General features: G+C 36.0%; 3 protein-coding genes. 1 reads left to right on the top strand and 2 read right to left on the bottom strand.

Translation table 11 applies throughout. From position 1 onward, the window contains the following. Positions 1–374: 374 nt before the first annotated feature. Positions 375–1,388: a D-alanine--D-alanine ligase family protein gene (locus ABFX15_RS09645; protein ID WP_346025209.1), complete on the top strand. Its 1,014-nt coding sequence runs from the start codon at positions 375–377 to the stop codon at positions 1,386–1,388. Positions 1,389–1,819: 431 nt separating this feature from the next. Here the strand turns inward: ABFX15_RS09645 and ABFX15_RS09650 are convergent, their stop codons facing one another. Together ABFX15_RS09650 and ABFX15_RS09655 are read right to left on the bottom strand one after the other, a co-directional pair. Then, entirely contained in the window at positions 1,820–2,020 is a 201-nt protein-coding gene (locus tag ABFX15_RS09650) for a hypothetical protein (protein ID WP_346025210.1), read from the bottom strand. A 35-nt stretch (positions 2,021–2,055) separates the two neighbouring features. Beyond that, positions 2,056–2,622 carry a hypothetical protein gene (locus ABFX15_RS09655; protein ID WP_346025211.1) on the bottom strand — a complete coding sequence of 189 codons (567 nt, stop codon included), beginning with the start codon at positions 2,620–2,622 and terminating at the stop codon, positions 2,056–2,058. Between the last annotated feature and the right edge of the window lie 153 nt (positions 2,623–2,775).

Here is a 2,775-nt window from a genome sequence, read left to right on the forward strand (position 1 = left end):
ACGTAAACTACTTGTGATAAAAGTAACAACCTATAAAACCTATTTATTCTAAGTTTTATGCAACACTAGTGATATAATACCAGTGTTACCTGAGAAAATCAGGTCATCACTATTACATTTAGTTTCTTTTTATAAATTAGCCTCCTAACGATACAAACTCAGCTTCCTGTTTGTTAAAAACGACCCATTCTGTCACTCCATGTTTTTATAATAGAGAAAAGAGATTGAAACTCACTATTAACATCATTCCACTTTATATGGATAAACTCTTAAATAATGAGGGATAAAGTGGATTTCTTGTATATTTTTTTGATGTGATTTATTCTTGAATTAAGGTACGTATCGATTACAAAAAAGGAGATGTTAGGACGACAATGTATAAAATTGGATTGGTTTATAACAAACCCAAAGAGATGACTGAAGAAGAAATGGCGCTTGACCCAAGAAGTTACCGTCAAAATGAAATTATTGCTAATGATATCAAAGAAGCATTTGAAACCAAAGGCCATGAAGTCAAATTAATTCCTGCCTCTACAAGCTTACTTTATGAGATTAAAGAAGCGGGTGAATTTGACGTGATATTCAATTCAGCTGTTGGAATTAACAATAAAAATGAACAAGCCAATATTTCAGGCATGTTAGAACTCTTAGATATTCCCTTTGTCGGTTCCGGCTTACTCCCTCAAGTTATTTCTTTAAATAAAGAGCACGCCAAAGCAACATTTAAAGCATCCGGAGTACCAGTCTCCCCTTTCCAAGTTTTTTATTCAGCTGATACACCACTTGATAGCGACTTGTCTTTCCCACTATTTGTAAAACCAGTAAGGGAAGGATCAGCTGTGGGGATTACAGCAGACAGTATGGTAAACAACGAAGAAGAGTTGCGTAAACAAATCAGTTATGTTTTGGATAACTTTAAGCAACCTGCTTTAGTTGAAGGTTATCTCATTGGACGTGAGTTTTCGGTAGCTGTTTTAGGAACTGAAAATCCAAAGACTCTGCCGATTATGGAAGTCATCATTCCTCAAGAATTCGGAACCACACAAACGGTGGATGTGAAAGCGAATAACGTTGTCACGCGAAGTTGCCCGGCAGATATCTCATCAGAACTCGCCGATGAAATATCCCAAACGGTTTTAAGAGCTTATAAAGCTTTAGGCTGTACGGAGTTGGCCCGAGTGGATGTCAAATTAGACGATGATGGTGCCCCAAATGTGATTGAGCTCAATGCGATTCCAGCACTTGAAGCAGGTTATGCTCATTATCCCTTAATGGCTGAAGAAGCAGGTTATGATATGCCTTCATTAGTTGAAAAATTAGTTGAAGAAGCAATTTATGCGAGCGAGAGCGGACGAATCTCTTTTACAAAAAGTTGTGGATTGAAATAGAGAACCTACTAGGTTTAAACGAATAAAAAAGAGGATGACGGTGAAATATCCAGTCATCCTCTTTTTTATGTATAGGAAAGTATAAGATGTTAAGGTCGATTGGTGTGACTCAAGGCAATCTTCCTTACGTTGAGAGGATTCACTTTTCAAGTGAAATCGATAGATTCAGCGTACAAAAGCAAATGAGTCTATCGATAAGTGAAATACGTGCGCCATTTTAAGTCTCCAATCCAAGTATGAACGTTTAAATGCTCTTGAAGAAAAACGGTTCTGCTTTTCCAACATATACTTTCCTACAAAAAAAGACTCACAAGGAATCTTTAAAGGTAAGTTATTTATGAACAGGCTATTTTACTATTTAGTTTAAGAACAGGACAGTTATAGGAAATTTTAAGGATAATCGTGCTATGGTTAATCATTTGTACTGTACGTTACCTTCCTTCAACTACATCCATTAATTTATCTGAGCTGAAAAGAGATAATACAAAAGATACCGCTACTGCAATTAATACACCTACGATAAATTCAATAGATAAACTTACCGGTAAAAATTTTTCTAATGCGAATTCAAATACACTAAAGTAAATAAAAAAGGATACACCCATAAATAAAATTTTAACAAGATTTCTCAATTATTTCTCTCCCTAAAATATTATTGTTTTTCAAATCAATCTTTCTCCACAGAAAAATGCATCTGTGGTCGCCATTTGCCGTGAGAAGCTTCGGTCAAAAAGTTTAATGTCGTAAAGGCACTCTCATTAGCACCGAATACATCCGGTCCTGCAGTTAAGCTAATCGCGCCTAAGTCTGCTAAAATCCAGGTCATATACTTTTTGGTCCACTCTTCGTCTGTTACCTGATATAAACGGCTCAAAGCAATGGCATCTTTGTCTCCGAATATAGAATCCAGGCTCTTTCCCTTACCTGTCTCATCCTTTAAAAAAGAGCTTAAAGAGTTAAAGAATAACTCTCTTTGTTCTTCTGTGACAGTTTCGTATTGAAGCATAACTTTAAATACCGCTAACAATTCAAAAATAGCCTGATGTTCGGGTAAGTCGTAATACGCGAGTTCTGTATTTTTGTTTTCCACGGTTTCGTTCATGGCTCGCACAAAGACTGTAAACTTAGTCAGATTGGTTTCAAAGATAATGTCTCCCTCGATTAAATCCGGATCTAAAAATAAATACTCTCTGGCCCATGGATTCTCTTCCAGTATTGTTGTTAAGTCTGCCATCCCTGTAAATCCCTTTCTTCAAATCCTTTATACATGTAGTATAGCATATTAGGCTACATACTGAAGGACTGATAAATGAATCGTATGTGTAAAGCTATTCTCGGAAATTTATTCTAGAAATCTGAAACGCAGTTTATTGTTTTTGACTTTCTC

Source organism: Alkalibacterium indicireducens, from assembly GCF_039522005.1.
GTDB classification, from domain to species: Bacteria; Bacillota; Bacilli; order Lactobacillales; family Carnobacteriaceae_A; genus Alkalibacterium; species Alkalibacterium indicireducens.